This is a genomic window from Mucispirillum schaedleri ASF457, assembly GCF_000487995.2.
GTDB lineage: Bacteria > Chrysiogenota > Deferribacteres > Deferribacterales > Mucispirillaceae > Mucispirillum > Mucispirillum schaedleri.
The window spans coordinates 242157-258508 of record NZ_CP097562.1; the positions used below are offsets into that span (position 1 = coordinate 242157).

Genomic DNA, 16352 nt, shown 5'->3' on the forward strand with positions numbered 1-16352 from the left:
ATAAACTTTATTATTTTAAGCAGATTCAATATTTTTAAAATATCTAACTGGTGGTGTGAAATTAACCACCAGTGATAAGTTTTATAATAAGCCAATATTTATTCTTTGGCAGATTAAGTGTAAATAAAAATATTATAGTATAGTCCATAAGAGAAAGAATATTTTAAAAGATATTTTAGGCTGTTTAATAATATATTTTTATCTATATATTTATGACTTGGTTTATTCTATACTGTCAGCAATATTTGTTTGTTGTTTTATTACAAAAGAGCAGGTTATTTAAACAGAATATAAGTAAATATATGCAGTTAAGCGAAGCAAGTTTAAATTATACTTTTACTTGTGGATGAATACAGCAAGAGAATTTAAGCTGAATTAAATCTTACTTAGCTTGAAATATAGCGAAGTATCTAAAAAACAGATAATTTATATATATTATTCACTACTGTAATATATAGTTTATATTTTCTCCTTTAAAATCAGGTTCAAAATGACTGACACTCAAAATTTTTGTGGTAAGCCCAGAATAAAATCATAAAAAAATATTATTTTTTGAACTTTGTGGCAGCATTTTTTTTGCAAGGATAAATATTTCCTGAGTGAGCAGCCAGCAATAAGAAATATTAATTTTAATAGTGTTAAATAAAACAGATTAATACAAATTGCAAACTTATTAAAACATTATCCTTTTTAAGATATAATCTATATAATCAACAAGGGTCATTGAAATTCAATAACCCTGATTATATTTACAAGATGAAATTATTAATTTAAGCCATGTAAACTAATATTCCATTTTTAAAAGTATATATTGCTCTTCCTTTTAATTGTTTATTTAAAAATGGAGTATTAAATGATTTAGATTTATTTATTTCTTTTGTATATGTATATTCAACATCAGCATCAATAACTACAATATCAGCCTGTCTGCCTTTTGCAATAACCCCTAAGTTTTCTTTCTTAAGTATTTTAGATGGATTATAAGACATTAGCTTTGCAAAATCAGTCCATGAAAGTCTGCCTTCATCAATTTTTTTAATAGTTAATGGAACTGCTGTCTGGTAGCCAATAATGCCAACTGGAGCAAGCCCAAATTCTACAAACTTTTCATCATCCTGATGTGGTGCATGGTCTGTAGAAATACAGTCTATTGTGCCATCTTTAAATCCTTGTAAAATAGCTTCAATATCTTCTTCTTCTCTTAAAGGAGGACTCATTTTATAATTTGTATCATAAGTTAAGCAGTTTTCATCTGTTAATGTAAAATGATGTGGTGTAGCTTCTGCAGTTACATTAATGCCCTCATTTTTTCCCCAGCGTATAATATCAACAGATTCTTTTGAGCTTACATGGCTTATATGAACTCTTGATTTTGTAAGGCGTGCCAGCATAATATCTCTTGCAATAATAACAGATTCTGATTCTGAAGGAATACCATTTAATCCATTAATTGTAGAAATTCTGCCTTCATTCATATATCCTGAACCCTGCAGGTTAGTATCAATTGCATGGACTGAAATAAAAGAATCAAAATATCTTACATATTCTAATGCTCTACGCATTACTTCTGCATTCATAATAGTGTATCCATCATCAGAAAAACCGCATACACCATTTTCTATTAAATCACCCATTTCTGTAAGTTCTTCGCCTTTTAATCCTTTTGTAACAGCACCATAGGGAAGAGCATCAAAAAGCCCGTCTTTTTTTGATTTATTAATAATAAATGCCGCTACAGGAGCATTATCTATGACAGGTTTAGTATTTGCCATACAGCATGCAGTAGTAATACCACCAGCAATGGCTGCCTGACCTGCACTTGTAATATCTTCTTTATATTCAAATCCTGGCTCTCTCATGTGAGAGTGTATATCTATAAGTCCGGGAAGAACATATTTTCCAGAGCAGTCATATACATTATCAGTATATACATCTTCATTTGTAATATCTTCAATAATATTACCATTTATTAAAATATTACCTTCAGTTATTTTATCATGATTTACTATTTTGCAGTTTTTAAGTAATGTTTTCATATATAATTCACCAATTTATTATTTTGACATCGCAAGAAAACTTAATACTGCCATTCTGACAGCAACTCCATTTTCCACCTGGTCTAATATTGCAGAATTTGCACTGTCAGCTACAACGGAAGAAAGTTCTACACCTCTGTTAATTGGTCCTGGGTGCATAACCATAACATCACTTTTAGCTTTCTGCATTACAGCAGGAGTAAGCCCAAAAAGTTTTGAATATTCTCTTTCTGATGGAATAAGAAGCTTTGCCATTCTTTCTCTTTGAATTCTAAGCATAATAATAACATCAGCATTTGAAACAGCTTCATCCATATTTTTGGCTATATTTACACCAAATGCTTCAACACCAACGGAAAGCATAGTAGGGGGAGCAAAAAGTGTTACATTCATACCATAAGTTTTCATAGCCCATATATTACTTCTTGCAACTCTTGAATGAGCAATATCGCCTATAATTGTTACATTTAAACCTTCAAGCCTGCCTTTTTGCAGTTTAATTGTTAAAAGGTCAAGCATACATTGAGTAGGGTGTTCATTAAGCCCATCTCCAGCATTTACTATATGAGCATCTGTATTATCTGATACAAATTTTACTGAACCTGAATAACTGTGCCTTATAACAATAATATCAGAAGCCATTGCTTCAATATTTTTAACAGTATCCATTAATGTTTCGCCTTTTTGAGTGCTGGAAGTAGATGAACTTATGTTAATAACATCTGCTCCTAATCTTTTACCAGCTATTTCAAAAGAAGTTCTTGTTCTAGTAGAAGCTTCAAAAAATAAGTTGACAATAGTTCTTCCTTTTAATGTAGGAATTTTTTTAACTTCTCTTTGATTTATTTCTCTAAAACTCATTGCCTGATTTAAGATATAATCTATCTGCTCTCTTGTTAAATCCTGAGTAGATATAAAATCTTTTTTATCATAAGTCATATTAAGCCTCTCTATCACTTATAGTAACGCAATCATCATCTACATTATCTATTTCTTTTACTTTTACATGTATAACTTCGCTTTTTCTTGTAGGAATATGTTTCCCTGTAAAATCAGCATGTATTGGCAGTTCTTTATGACCTCTGTCTACAATAACTGCAAGCATAATTTTTGATGGTCTGCCATAATCAAGCAAAGCATCTATTGCAGAGCGGACTGTTCTTCCAGTAAAAAGAACATCATCAACTAAAATAATAGTTTTTCCATTAACATCAAACCCTATATTTGATGATTTTACTTCAGGCATATTTGCAATTTCTGATAAATCGTCTCTATATAATGTTATATCTAAAACACCAGATTTTAGTGGTTTTTTATTATTACGACTAATGCTGTCTATAATACGGTTTGCAATATATTCGCCTCGTCTTCTTATTCCAACTATATAAGTATTATCATAATCTATTACTTTTTCAATAATTTGAAAGGTCATACGCTCAATAATTGCATACATTTCTGAACTATTAATTAAAATTTTCTCTTTATCCATAAATAACCTCCATATATATCTATTGTAAATAGTAAAAGTTATATAATAATAAGTCAATCATTTTATGACAAAGATTAATAATATATTCATTTATATAATATTTAAGTTGTGTAAGATTATGAGACATATGTTACAAAAATAAGTATAAAAAAATACCTCTTAGTATATAGTATAAAATTAAGCAAAAAACTAAACTAAACTAAGAGGTATCACAATGAATAAAGTGATAATAACAGAAGAAATGCGATTTCGTCAACGGTTATGTGAGTATGCATTAAAAAAAGGAGCAACGAAAGCAGCCCGCAAATATCAAGTGAACCGTATGTTTGTATACAGGCATTTAAAGAAATATGATGGAACAGTTCAGAGTTTATCTTTTAAAAGTCGTAGACCAAGAACCAGTCCAAATAAGCATAGTAAAGAAGAGCTTGATTTAATATTTAACACATATGCCGAGCATGGTTTGTATGGTAATGCGGAGGTATATGTCAGACTTCTAGAAATTGGTTATAATCGTAGTTTTGGCAGTATGTGTATGCAGATAAGGAAGAAAGGCTTAAAGTCATTAAACAAGTCAAAAAAGAGCTATACAAGATATGAACCAATAACAGGTCAGTATATAGGCGACAAGGTTCAGATAGATATAAAATATGTTCCACAGGAATGTATAATGTTTTCCAGCTATGGTAAAAAATATTATCAGATAACAGCGATAGATGAATACAGCAGAATGAGAGTATTAGAAATAGTAGAAGAAAAAAGCACATTTGAAACAGGTAAGTTTTTAGACGAACTGGAAAGTAAATTTGGCTTTCCACTAAAAACAATTCAAGTGGATAATGGCTATGAGTTTGTAAATGATAAGGAAGTTACAAACAAGAAAAGCTATTTTGAAGAGACAGCTGAAAAGAAAGGATATACTATTAAACGAATAAGACCTTATTCACCTTGGCAGAATGGAAAGGTGGAAAGAAGTCATAGAGAGGATGGAAAAATTTTATATGCAAATAATAAATTCTATTCCAAAGATGAATTAATTAAGGCTCTTAAACAGCATGAAGATAGATATAATAATACTGCTAAAACATGCTTAAATTTTAAATCTCCATATGAGATTGTTATTGAAAATAAATTATTGCTTGATTTATATTAAGTTAAGATTTATTTTTTACTAAAAGTGTAACATTTGTCCTGTTAGTTAAGAATATTCATTTATATAATATTTAAGTTGATTATTGTAATTAAATTTTATAATATGCAAAATGATTAATTTTAAAGTGAAACATTTTGTGTTTAAATTAATTGTAGTTTTTACTATTCCACTGTTTTTAAATGGGTGTGCATGGATAGCTGGAATAGCTTTAGCCGGAGCTTTTTCCACAGTAGTTTTTACTGCAGGCTCAGTATCAGATATTGATAAAACAGAAAAAGCACTTGCTGTAGAAAAATTAATATATGCTTTTGAAGCAAACAATGGTATTATTAATGATTTAAGTTTTGTTGATGGATATGTAGAAGGCATTGTAGATAATTATACAGTAACTGCTTATATTTATACAAGGAGAGATGGTGTGCTTGACATAAATGTAAGAGCTTCAAAATATTTAATTTCTAATGCAGATATTGCACAGAAAGTAATTGATAAATATAGGAACTATGTAAGATGATTAGACATGCTAAGATTAATGATGCACCAGTTATTCAGCAGATAATAAACCAGTATGCAACAAAAGGGCAGATGCTTCAAATAAGCAGGAATGAAATATATGAGAAAATATATGAATTTATTATCTGGGAAGATAGCGAAGCCATTAAAGGTGTTTGTGCATTACACCCAACATGGAGTGATACTGCAGAAATTCGTTCTTTGGCTGTGGTTGAACAGTATAAAAGACAGAAGATTGGGCATTCAATGGTAGAATATTCTTTAAAAAGAGCAAAAGAAACTGGCTTTAAAAAAGTTTTTGCACTTACATATATGCAGAATTTCTTTGAAAACTGTGGTTTTAAAGTTACAGAGCTTGATAGTCTGCCAAAAAAAATATGGACTGACTGTTTAAAATGCCCTAAATATCCTGACTGTGATGAAACTGCAGTGATTATTGATATATAATATAAAAATATATAAAGGACAATATGTTAGAAGATATACTTCAAGAAATAGATGAATTAAATAATAAAGTTAAAAGTTTTGCTCCAGCAGTAAAAGAAGATGTATTGCAGAAAAAAGTAGATGATATAGAAAATATGTCTATTACTGATAAAGACTTCTGGTCTAAAAAAGAATCAAAGCATCTTTTAAAAGAGCAGTCTGCAATTAAGAAATTTCTAGAATCATACAGAAGTCTTTTACAAACAAAAGAAGATTGTGATGTGCTTATAGAGCTTTATAAAGAAGATGAAACTTCTGTAGAAAAAGATATAATAGATATTTTTTATCAGTATAAAAAACAGACTACAGATTTTGAATTAAAACTTATTTTAAGTGACCAGCATGATATTAATAATGCTATTGTAACAATACATTCTGGAGCAGGAGGCACAGAATCAGATGACTGGGCTTCTATGCTTTTTAGAATGTATTCAAGATGGGCAGAAAAAAATAACTTTAAACTTGAAATATTAGACCAGCTTGACGGAGATGAAGCAGGGATAAAATCTATTACATTTAATATTATTGGTGAGTATGGTTTTGGTTATTTAAAAGGTGAAAGTGGTGTTCACAGACTTGTCCGCATATCGCCATTTGATTCACAAAACAGACGCCATACTTCCTTTGCTTCTGTATTTGTTCTGCCTGAAATTGATGATGATTTAGAAATAGAAATAAATGAATCAGATTTAAGGATAGATACATACAGAGCAGGCGGAGCAGGCGGACAGCATATTAATACAACAGATTCTGCTGTTAGGATAACACATATACCAACAGGTATTGTAGTATCATGCCAGAATGAAAGAAGCCAGCATAAAAATAAAGCTTCTGCTATGAAAATTTTAAAATCTAAGCTTTATGAATATGAAATGGAAAAACGAAGCGAAGCTAAAGAAAAACTGGAAGACAGTAAAACAAACATTGGCTGGGGCAATCAAATACGCTCTTATGTTATGCATCCATATAAAATGGTTAAAGATTTACGCACAAGATATGAAACTGGAAATGTTGATAATGTTATGGACGGAGAATTAGAGCAGTTTATCAGACAGTATTTACTTTTTGCTGCAGGAATATAAAATGAAAATAAATAGTCTAGACAATATGGGTATTATACCTCGTCCAACTTATGCAGTTATTGATATGAAAAGGTTTGGCAGTAATATTGATATAGCTAGAAACCTTTCAAAATCAGATATTATTGCAGTAGTAAAAGCAGATGCTTATGGACACGGGGCAAAAGTTTTGGCAAAATATGCTTATGAAGAAAAAAATATTAGAAACTTTGCTGTTGCTACAATGATTGAAGGCATAGAGCTTAGAAAAGTATTATCTTCTAAAGATACAAAAATTGTAGTGCTTGGTTATGTCAGTGATTCTTTTGTTAAAGAAGCATTACAGGCATCACTTACTCTGCCAGTTTTTGATTACAGATATGCAGAAATAATCTCTAAAGCTGCCAAAGAGTTAGATATAGAAGCTCATGTTGCATTAGAAATAGATACTGGTATGAGCAGGCTTGGTTTTTCATACGAAATACAGCTTTTGGAGTTATTAAAACAATATAAAAATATTCATGTGGATTTTGCAATAAGCCACCTTGCAACTTCAGACTGTGATAACAGCTATGCACATATACAAACAGAAAGGTTTGATAAATTTTTAGAGATTAATAAAGGTTATACTTTTGCTACAAGTTTTTTAAATTCATCAGGCATAGCTAATTTTGAAAACAGGTGGACTTTTACCCGACCAGGATTATTTTTATATGGATATGAATCTACAAATGTGATAAAAGATTTACAGCCTGTTATGAGCTTATGGAGTGAGATAGCTCATGTAAAATTTCTTAAAAAAGGTGAATCTGTTGGATATGGCAGAACATTTTTTGCACCTAAAGATATGATAATAGGAGTTATACCAATAGGTTATGCAGATGGTTACAGGCGTTCATTTTCAAATAAAGGGTATGTGCTGGCAGGAAATATTAAATGTCATGTAATAGGTAATGTTTGTATGGATATGACAATGATAGATGTTACAGAGCTTGGCAAAAACTGTATTGGTCAAAAAGTTCAGATAATGGGTGATGATATTACAGCTTCCACATTAAGCAGATGGGCAGATACTATTGAGTATGAAATATTATGCGGCATTTCAGACAGAGTGCCAAGAGTATATAAATATGAAGAAGGTTACTTTGAAATTTTTTGAATTTATAGGTAAAATGATATTGGATATTATTCATATGGCAGGTAAAATGTCCATTTTGCTTTATGAAATATCAAAATCTATTTTTAAACCACCATTCAGATTCAAACTTTTTGTTAAACAGATAGAATTTATAGGCTACAAGTCTATACCTATTATTATTTTAACGGGGCTTTTTACAGGCATGGTTTTTAGCCTGCAATCATTTAAAGGGCTTGATAATTTTGGTGCAGGAGAAATGACAAGCGGTTTGGTGGCTATGGCTATGATATGGGAACTTGCTCCTGTTTTAACTGGTATTATGGTTGCAGCACGAGCAGGCTCTGCTATGACTGCAGAACTTGGCACAATGAAAGTAACCGAGCAAATAGATGCTCTTGATGCTATGGCAGTAGACCCAATACATTATTTAGCAGTGCCTAGAATGCTTGCAGGCATGTTTTCTATGCCATTATTAAATGCGATTTGTATAATATTTGGGATTATTGGCTCTTATTTTGTGTTAGTTGGTATGATGGGAACAGGCAGTAGTATTTTTTTTGAAAATATGGTTCTTTATACAACATTAAGCGACATTATAGATAGTTTAATTAAATCATTTGTATTTGGGCTGATTGTTGTTAATGTAAGCTGCTATAATGGTTTTAATACAACAACTGGTGCAGAAGGTGTAGGTAAAGCTACAAATGTTTCCGTTGTGGAATCAAGCATTCTTGTATGTATGTTTGACTATATTTTAACATCGGTATTAATATTATGATTAAAGTTGAAAATTTATGTAAGTCGTTTGGCTCAACAAAAGTTCATAATGGTATAAATTTAGAAATAAAAAAAGGTGCTATTACTTACATAATAGGTCCATCTGGAACTGGTAAAAGTGTGCTTTTAAAGCAGCTTATGGGGCTTATTAAACCAGACAGTGGAAAAATTTATGTTGATGGGTTTGATATTACAACTGCTAATAAAAAACAGCTTTTAAAAGTGCGTTATAAGTTTGGTATGCTTTTTCAAAATGCTGCTCTTTTTGATTCTTTTACTATATTTGATAATGTAGCATTTCCATTAAGAGAGCATAGAAAGCTTTCAGATGATGAATTACAGGAAATAGTTACTGAAAAGTTAAAATTAGTAGGGCTTTCTGGTGTAAACCATAAATATCCCTCAGAACTTTCTGGCGGTATGCGTAAACGGGTAGGGCTTGCAAGAGCCATTGCACTCTCACCTGATATTATGATGTATGATGAACCTACAACAGGACTAGACCCTATTATGACAGATATTGTTGATGACTTAATATATAACACTCAAAAAGAGTTAAATATTACATCTGTAGTAATATCTCATGATATACCAAGTGTTTTAAAAAATGCTGATTATATTGGTATGCTTTATAATGGCAAAATAATTCAATATGGAACACCAGAGTATTTTAAAACTACGGATAATCCTTATATAAGACAGTTTTTTTCAGGTTCAAAAGATGGGCCAATAAAAGTTTATTAATATTTTTATAAATAGGAAGAGATGTTTAAATGAATGTAGAAACGAAAGTTGGTATTTTTGTTATAATCGGTTTTTTTATGGTAGCAGTAACTGCTGCAGTTTTTGGTAATCTTGAATTAAATTCAAAAGAGGGAAATACAGTATATTTCCGATTAAATGATGCAACAGGTATACGAAGCGGAACACCTATTATGTATAAAGGTTTAAAAGTAGGTGAAGTAAAAGATGTAATGATGAAAGATAATCAAATATTAACTCGTGTTAATATTTATCGTGAATTTGAAATACCTGATAATGTGCGTTTTAATGTTAAACAGTCTGGTTTTGTAGGGCAGAAGTTTGTTGAACTTGAAGCAGACCCTAATATGAAATCTCAGGCACCACTGCAGAATAATTATGAATATGACGGCAGGCAGTCTACTGCAAATTTAGATGCAGTAATGGCAAAACTTAATGATGTGGCAGCTGAAATGACTGTGCTTTTGAAAACTTTTAATGAAGTTATTACTACAGATAAGTCTAAAGATGCTTTGCAGGATAGTATATCAAACTTAAAAGATATAACAGATAGTATTAAAAATATAGTTTCATCTAATGAACAGAATATTCAGGATGTAATAATAAATGCTAAAAATATGACAGATATGATTGAGCAGCTTATTACAAAAAATGAAAAAAATCTAAATACTTCTATAAATAATATTGCAGAAATAAGCCAAACATTAAAAAAGTTTACTGAATCAGTTGATGAGCTGCTTGCAAATAACCACGATAATATAGACAGCAGCTTAAAAAACTTAAAAGAAATAACTGATAAAGTTAATTCTACAATGGATGATATAGAAAAAATTACTAATGATATAAATGAAGGCAACGGCACCTTAGGTATGCTTATTAATGATAATAAAACAAAAAATGATATTAAAAAAGTAGTAAGCGGTGTTTCGTCATTTTTTGGAGATGAAACAGAAGATGATAAAGATAGAATGAGCCTTTATACAACAATAGGGGTGGATTATTTATTTGATGCAAAATCTGTTAATACAGCAAGAGGGTATGCTCAGGCTTCGTTTTATACAGACCCTAAAAACTTTTACTTAATAGGAGTATCAAATATACCAGTTATTAATCCAAACAGTCCAGAATATGATATTTATGGCAATAAAATAAAAAATTCTGAATTAGCATTTTCACTGCAATACAGCCATATTTTTTATAATATATTTGGCTTAAGATTTGGTATATTTGATAATACCTTAGGTTTAGCAGCAGATATCTACCCTTTAAAAAATAAAGATTTAGCTATTTCTTTAGAAGCCTATGATTTTAATGCTTATTCTAACAGCTTAGATGTATATACAAGAGCATTAATAAGGTGGCATTTTTATAAAGGTATATTCATTCAGGCTGGTGTAGAAGATGTTATAGGCTATACAAACAGAATGTATATGGTTGGTGTAGGTATAAGATTTAAACCATCAGATTTAGGCAAACTTGCAAATAATATGGAAAAAGAAAATACTGTTAAAAAAACAGAGCAGCAACAATATAAAAATGATATAGAGAATGAGCCTTTATATCAAGAATATAAAAATACTAAATCAAATCAAGCAAAAAAAAGTAAAACTGTAAAAGATAATAAAGAACCAGAAACAGTTAAACAACAAAATACAACCCAGAAAAATGAAAGTAATGATATAAAAAAACAAGATAAAATTAATGAAAGCAATGAATTTTTTGACAGTTTAGTATATTAAAATCAGGAGCAATATTATGGATAAATTAAAATTAGCTATATCAACTTGTCCAAATGATACATTTATTTTTGGTGCATTAATTCGTAAAGATATTGATTTTCCATTTGAAATAGAGTTAACAATGGAAGATATACATCTTTGTAATAATATGGCTTTAAAAGAAGAGCAGGATATAGTTAAAGTATCTTTTGGTGTTTTTCCATTGATTAAAGATAATTATAAAATATTAAAGTGTGGTGGTGCATTAGGATTTGGATGTGGACCATTAGTATTATCAAAAAAATATAAAACTATGGAAGAACTAAAACATAAAAAAATAGCTGTTCCAGGAGAGAATACTACTGCATTTATGGTATTAAAAAGATTTTATCCAGAATGCACTGAAAATATTGAAGTAATGCGGTTTGATAAAATTATGCCTTCATTAAAAAATGAAGAAGTAGATGGTGGACTTGTTATTCATGAAGGCAGGTTTACTTTTAATCAGTATAATCTTACAAAAGTAACTGATTTAGGTGTAGAGTGGGAAAGTAATTATAATCTTCCTATACCATTAGGTTTTATTGCAATACATAAAAAATATATTCATTTAGCAGATATGATAAATAATACTATAACCAAAAGCATAGAATATGCTTATAATAATAAGGAAAAAGCATTATCATTTTGTAAAAAATATGCTCAGGATATGGATGATAATGTAATAGATTCTCATATTGCATTATATGTAAATGAGTATTCAAAAGATTTATCTCCAACTATTAAAGCAATATCTGTATTAGTAGATGCTGATAAGAGTGTGTTTGTATAATAAAGGTGTATAATGGCTGATATATTAATAATAGCAAATCCCGCCAGTGGAAAATTTAAAATAATAAAGCCTTTACTGCATACAATAATAGATATATTAAAAGAAAAAGCAGATAAAGTAGAGCTTGTTTTAACAGAATATAGAGGTCATGGAACATATTTAGCACAAAATAGCTTATCACATGTAATTATAGCAGCAGGTGGTGATGGGCTTGTTAATGAGGTTGCAAGGGGTATTGTAAATACTGATAAGTTTTTTTATGTGCTGCCTTTTGGCACAAAGAATGTTTTTTGCAAAGAATATGGAATATCAGCAAATCCAGTAACTGCAGCAAAAAATTTAGATATAAACAATATAAAAAAAATACCAGTTGGTTATATTGATAATAAAATCTTTCTGCTTATGGCAGGGTTTGGATTTGATGCTCATGTAGTTAGAAATGTAGAAAAAAAAGGTGTAAAATTTAAACTTTTTAAAACTTTTGCTCATATTATACAAGGATTTCCGGCTCTTTTTGCTGATAAATACAGCAGAATGTATGTATATATAAATGGTAAAAGATATGGTTTTTATCATGGAGTATTTGCTATTTCTGCATTTTATGCAGGAACATATAAGCTTGGTAGAATACAGGAAAGAAAAATAAACTGTTTTTTAGTAGAAAAAAATGGCAGATTATCACTTTTGAAAGCATTTGCACCTTTATTTTTTTGGTTTGGTTTCAATGGAATACATATAAATTCTGAAAATATAAAATTAAATGGTGTATCTTTTTGTCAGCTTGATGGAGAATATACAGAGCTTCAAAATAAATCTACTTATATAATGATAAAGGAAAATGCAATTAATTTTATTGCACCTTTAAAAAAGTTGTAAATCATATTATAAATACTATTGAAATATTTAAAAATATATTATAGAGTAAATTATTAATTATAAAAAAGAGGATTATATGGCAGAGTTAAGACAGTTCGTAGGTTTTATGCTTGCACAAGAACACTATGGTATAGACATAATGGCTGTTGAAGAAATTATTCGTATGGTTGATATTACTCCTGTTCCACGAGCTCCAGCATTTGTTGAAGGCATTATTAATATGCGTGGCAGAGTTATTCCAATAGTTGATTTACGCAAAAAATTAAATGTTAGAGTTAGTGAAAATAATGAATCTACTCGTATTGTTGTTGTATGTATACAAAATAGACGCATAGGTTTAATTGTTGATAAAGTAGAAGAAGTTATTAGAATAGAAGTTGATGCTATTGATAAAGCACCGGGTACTTCTCCAACTATTGATAACTACATAAATGGTGTTGCAAGAACATCTAAATGTATGGTTATTATTCTTGATATTTTTAAAGTATTCTCTATTCAAGAACAAATGGCTTTAGACAGTTTAGCATAATATTTATTTGGATAGTTATTTGAATAGTAAAGATAATAAGTTGCCTGATAATAAAAACAAACAGGCAGCTTTTTCTTTTATTTATAGTCCTGTTACTGATTTGCCTGGTATAGGTGATAAATCTAAGACTGGGTTTAATCGTCTTAAAATATATACAATAAAAGATGTAATATTTTCATTTCCTTACAGATATGAAGTCCTTATTCCTGCAACACTTAATGAAAAAATAGTTCTTACAGGCACTTATGAATACAGTGGTATAGTTAGAACTCGTAAAGGTAAATCTATATATAAAGCTGTATTTAAAGCTCATAATGGTTATTTTTCATGTTTATGGGTAAATTTTAATGCAAATTATCCATCATCACTTCTTCAAGGTGGTTCATTATACTATATGTATGGAACTGTTACAAGATATGAGAATATACCTGCAATTTTTCACCCTGAAATAATTAATGAAGAAGATTTAGGAAAAGTTCGCTCAATATATACTATACCAGCTGGGTTTAGCATTACAATATATAGAAAATCTGTAAAAGCAGCATTGGATAAAGGTTTAAATAATATCAATGAAACTCTGCCTGAATATATTTTAGATAAATATGATTTTCCTAATATAAAAGATGCTGTTAAAACACTGCATTTTCCGGAAACAAAAGAAAATGTTGCAAGTATAATGAATAGAAAACATCCAGCTTATGCAAGGTTTATATATGAAGAGCTTTTTTACTTACAGCTTGTAATGCAGCTTAAGCGTAAATCATATACAAAAGGTATTGGAATAAAATTTAATATTGATAAAAATTATCTTGAAGAAATTAATCAAATTATGCCTTTTAAACTGACAAAAGGGCAAAAAAAAGTTCTGCTTGATATTTTTAATGATATGGTAAAAAATAAGCAGATGAATAGACTTATACAAGGTGATGTTGGAAGCGGTAAAACAATAATAGCATTTATATCTGCAGCAGTTGCTGTTTATAATGGTTATCAGGCAGTTATTCTTGCACCAACAGAAGTTCTTGCAGAGCAGCATTATGATAATGCAGAAAAATTTTTCAGCAGATTAAATATAAATATATGTCTTTTAACCAGCTCTGTAACTAGAAAAAACAAAGAAATCATAAAAGAAAAACTATTAAAAGGTGAAATAGATATAATAATAGGAACTCATGCTTTAATAGAATATGATGTAGAATTTAAAAAGCTGGGGTTTATTATAGCTGATGAGCAGCACCGTTTTGGAGTTCATCAGCGTAAAATATTAATAGATAAAGGATATAATCCTGATATTTTATTAATGACTGCAACCCCTATACCTAGAACATTAGCGATGACACTGTATGGTGATTTAGATGTAAGTGTAATTGATGAGCTGCCGCCGGGAAGAATACCTTGTATTACAAAAGCATACAGAGCATCACAAATAAATAAGGCTTTTGATTTTGTGGAAGAAATACTTAATGATAAAAAGAAAGCATACTTTATATATCCATTAATTGATGAAAGCGATAAATTAGAATTAAAAGCTGCAACAAAAAGCTATGAAGAAGTAAAAAAATATTTTAGTGGAAAAAAAGTTGGTCTATTACATGGGAAAATGAAACCAGATGAAAAAAGGCAGCTTTTACACGATTTTAAATACAGTGATATAGATATACTTGTATCTACAACTGTTGTTGAAGTAGGGGTTGATGTGCCAGAAGCAACAGTTATATTAATAGAAAATGCAGAAAGATTTGGACTATCACAATTGCACCAGCTTCGTGGCAGAGTTGGTAGAAATGATATGCAGTCATACTGTCTTTTAATTGCATCTGATAAAATAAGCGAATATGGTGAAAAGCGTATAAAAGCAATGCTTGAATATAAAGATGGATTTAAACTTGCTGAAGCTGATTTAGAGCTTAGGGGGCAGGGTGATTTTTTTGGCACAAAACAGTCTGGTATGCCTGATTTACAGTTTGCAGATATTATAAAAGATATACATCTGATACAGCAGGTAAAGACTGATGTTGCAGATATACTTGATGAAGATACAGATTTATCTATGAAAAAAAATAATATTCTTTATAACAGGCTTAAAGAAATGTATAAAGATTCTACATCATATTTTGGAATAGGATAATTTATATAGAAATAATAATAATTTTATATTATAATAAATAAAATTATTATTAAAGGTTTTAAATATGAAAGCAACAGTTGTTAAAAACACTATGTTAAGTGATAAGTTTGGTTATTTAGAGCTTAAATGTCCAGAAATAGCAAAAGAAAAAAATGCTGGTCGTTTTTTTATGATTTCTCCACACAGTGATAATGTGTATCTAACAGATACTCTTTTAAAAAGACCATTTGCAATATGCGATATTACATCAAGCGATACTTTTACATGTCTTTATATGGTAACAGGCAGGGGAACAAAAATATTATCAGAAGCACTTACTGGAAATAATTTTTTAGTTACAGGACCTGTTGGTAACTTTTTCAGATTTGAAAAAGGAGCAAATACTGCTTTAATTGCTGGCGGCATTGGGCTTGCACCTATGATTAATGCTGCAAAAAAAATAAAAGAAATGGGTTCAAAAGTTACTCTTTATTATGGCGGCAGAAATAAAAATGATATTTTAATGTATGATTTCCTTAAAACAATATGTGATGAGCTTATTATTACAACAGATGACGGCACATTAGGTATAAAAGGAAATGTTACTGTTCCATTAAAAGATAAAATAAAAGAATATGAAAAAATATATGCATGTGGTCCTAACAGAATGTTACAGGCTGTAACAAATTTATGCAGTGAAAATGATGTTCCTATAGATGTTTCTCTTGATGAACAGATGGGATGTGGTGTTGGAGCATGCCTTGGCTGTATGATTACTGTTATAGAAGAAAATGGTGAAAAGGTTATGAAACGCTGCTGTGTGGAAGGACCAATATTTGATGGAACAAAAATAGACTGGGATTCTCTTATCAGGTGAT

The 16352-nt window shown here is 29.8% G+C and carries 16 protein-coding genes; 13 read left to right on the forward strand and 3 right to left on the reverse strand.

What is annotated here, in order from left to right; genetic code table 11:
- Nucleotides 1-770: 770 nt before the first annotated feature.
- Genes N508_RS01240 through pyrR form a run of 3 tightly spaced genes read right to left on the reverse strand, consistent with a single transcriptional unit; the run spans nucleotide 771 to nucleotide 3525 of the window.
- Complete coding sequence (locus N508_RS01240; RefSeq protein ID WP_023276265.1) at nucleotides 771-2036, reverse strand: dihydroorotase; 1266 nt, start codon at nucleotides 2034-2036, stop codon at nucleotides 771-773.
- Between the two features lie 18 nt (nucleotides 2037-2054).
- Nucleotides 2055-2975, reverse strand: coding sequence for an aspartate carbamoyltransferase catalytic subunit (locus N508_RS01245; protein ID WP_023276266.1), 921 nt, complete (start codon nucleotides 2973-2975; stop codon nucleotides 2055-2057).
- A 1-nt stretch (nucleotide 2976) separates the two neighbouring features.
- On the reverse strand, nucleotides 2977-3525 hold the full coding sequence (gene pyrR / locus N508_RS01250) for a bifunctional pyr operon transcriptional regulator/uracil phosphoribosyltransferase PyrR (protein ID WP_023276267.1): 549 nt from the start codon (nucleotides 3523-3525) through the stop codon (nucleotides 2977-2979).
- 214 nt (nucleotides 3526-3739) lie between these two features.
- Here pyrR and N508_RS01255 point away from each other — a divergent pair, with 214 nt between their 5' ends.
- From N508_RS01255 to N508_RS01315, 13 genes are all read left to right on the forward strand, one after another.
- Nucleotides 3740-4678 (forward strand): DDE-type integrase/transposase/recombinase, encoded by a 939-nt coding sequence (locus tag N508_RS01255; protein WP_023275060.1) that lies wholly within the window; start codon nucleotides 3740-3742, stop codon nucleotides 4676-4678.
- 136 nt (nucleotides 4679-4814) lie between these two features.
- Nucleotides 4815-5192, forward strand: a complete 378-nt coding sequence (locus N508_RS01260; RefSeq protein ID WP_040637076.1) for a hypothetical protein — start codon at nucleotides 4815-4817, stop codon at nucleotides 5190-5192.
- Nucleotides 5189-5638, forward strand: a complete 450-nt coding sequence (locus N508_RS01265; protein WP_023276269.1) for an N-acetyltransferase — start codon at nucleotides 5189-5191, stop codon at nucleotides 5636-5638. The genes N508_RS01260 and N508_RS01265 overlap by 4 nt, the downstream gene beginning before the upstream one ends.
- A 23-nt stretch (nucleotides 5639-5661) precedes the next feature.
- Nucleotides 5662-6759 (forward strand): peptide chain release factor 2, encoded by a 1098-nt coding sequence (prfB, locus tag N508_RS01270; protein WP_023276270.1) that lies wholly within the window; start codon nucleotides 5662-5664, stop codon nucleotides 6757-6759.
- Between the two features lies 1 nt (nucleotide 6760).
- Nucleotides 6761-7894, forward strand: a complete 1134-nt coding sequence (alr, locus tag N508_RS01275; RefSeq protein WP_023276271.1) for an alanine racemase — start codon at nucleotides 6761-6763, stop codon at nucleotides 7892-7894.
- Nucleotides 7881-8651, forward strand: coding sequence for an MlaE family ABC transporter permease (locus N508_RS01280; RefSeq protein WP_231380102.1), 771 nt, complete (start codon nucleotides 7881-7883; stop codon nucleotides 8649-8651). Before alr ends, N508_RS01280 begins: the two co-directional genes overlap by 14 nt.
- A complete protein-coding gene (locus N508_RS01285; protein ID WP_023276273.1) occupies nucleotides 8648-9394 on the forward strand; it encodes an ABC transporter ATP-binding protein in 747 nt (248 codons plus the stop codon). Before N508_RS01280 ends, N508_RS01285 begins: the two co-directional genes overlap by 4 nt.
- Before the next feature lie 29 nt (nucleotides 9395-9423).
- Nucleotides 9424-11151, forward strand: a complete 1728-nt coding sequence (locus N508_RS01290) for an MlaD family protein (protein ID WP_023276274.1) — start codon at nucleotides 9424-9426, stop codon at nucleotides 11149-11151.
- 16 nt (nucleotides 11152-11167) lie between these two features.
- Nucleotides 11168-11962 (forward strand): 1,4-dihydroxy-6-naphtoate synthase, encoded by a 795-nt coding sequence (locus N508_RS01295; RefSeq protein ID WP_023276275.1) that lies wholly within the window; start codon nucleotides 11168-11170, stop codon nucleotides 11960-11962.
- A gap of 12 nt (nucleotides 11963-11974) precedes the next feature.
- Nucleotides 11975-12838 (forward strand): diacylglycerol/lipid kinase family protein, encoded by an 864-nt coding sequence (locus N508_RS01300; RefSeq protein ID WP_023276276.1) that lies wholly within the window; start codon nucleotides 11975-11977, stop codon nucleotides 12836-12838.
- Nucleotides 12839-12914: 76 nt separating this feature from the next.
- Nucleotides 12915-13367 carry a chemotaxis protein CheW gene (locus N508_RS01305; RefSeq protein WP_023276277.1) on the forward strand — a complete coding sequence of 151 codons (453 nt, stop codon included), beginning with the start codon at nucleotides 12915-12917 and terminating at the stop codon, nucleotides 13365-13367.
- A gap of 19 nt (nucleotides 13368-13386) precedes the next feature.
- Nucleotides 13387-15495 (forward strand): ATP-dependent DNA helicase RecG, encoded by a 2109-nt coding sequence (gene recG, locus N508_RS01310; RefSeq protein ID WP_023276278.1) that lies wholly within the window; start codon nucleotides 13387-13389, stop codon nucleotides 15493-15495.
- A 64-nt stretch (nucleotides 15496-15559) separates the two neighbouring features.
- The gene (locus N508_RS01315) at nucleotides 15560-16351 is read left to right on the forward strand and encodes a dihydroorotate dehydrogenase electron transfer subunit (protein WP_023276279.1); all 792 of its coding nucleotides are present in this window, start codon (nucleotides 15560-15562) and stop codon (nucleotides 16349-16351) included.
- Nucleotide 16352: the final 1 nt, after the last annotated feature.